The 721-nt window shown below is 63.5% G+C and carries 2 protein-coding genes; both read right to left on the reverse strand.

Annotation, left to right across the window (positions count from 1 at the left end):
- On the reverse strand, positions 1-475 hold a 475-nt coding region (locus NS365_RS23235), incomplete at its 3' end, for a hypothetical protein (RefSeq protein ID WP_153003941.1).
- A gap of 56 nt (positions 476-531) precedes the next feature.
- On the reverse strand, positions 532-721 hold a 190-nt coding region (locus NS365_RS24730; protein WP_193753535.1), incomplete at its 5' end, for a hypothetical protein.

Consider the following 721-nt stretch of genomic DNA (forward strand, 5'->3'; position numbering starts at 1 on the left):
CGCCGAGCCTGCGCACCAGCTTCGCCTCCAAGCCGCGATGCGGCATGTGCTGGCGACGGCCGACGATGCGCGGTGCGTTGATCAGAGCAAGCGCGGCGAAGATGAACTCGACGCTGCATTCCATTTGCGCAAGGGATCGAGCAGCAGCAAGAAGGCCAGGAAACGAAGAGGCGCGGTAAAGACGGGGGTGAAACCACCCACGATCGAACGCTAGAAGCGGGCCAACACTCCCCCATCCTTCGGCCATTGTCGCTCGAAACGATGCGTTTTCCGCATCCTCCAGAAGCATCCCGTAGCGCTTGCCGCCCTCGCGATACTCGACCCACGTGCGCGGAGCCGGCAAGAATTGCGACGTCTCGCCGAGGCCATAGGCAGGCATCTGCGCAGCCATCTCGCGCGTCAGCGCCAGGACTTCCGTTATCTCGAAGCAGTGAATGTCGGACATCTTCGACAGAAGACCGGCCTGATCCTCCATGACCCGCCGCGGAACCGGCACGGTCAGTTCTTTCGCGATCCGCAAAGCCAGAGGCGTCACAGAAGCCCCTCGCACTTGGCCCGCAACTGCCGGCATTGCTCTTCCACGCCGTCGATCTCGCGCAGGATCGCCACGGCGTCGGCGCGGCAGGCCGTGCCGTCCTCCAGCGCGACGAACATCACGTCGAACAGCTCGTGCGTCTCTTGCTTGAAATCCCGAATGTCGCGGTGCTGGATCGGGCCGATG

This window comes from Aureimonas ureilytica (assembly GCF_001475935.1).
In the GTDB taxonomy this organism is placed as follows: domain Bacteria; phylum Pseudomonadota; class Alphaproteobacteria; order Rhizobiales; family Rhizobiaceae; genus Aureimonas; species Aureimonas ureilytica_A.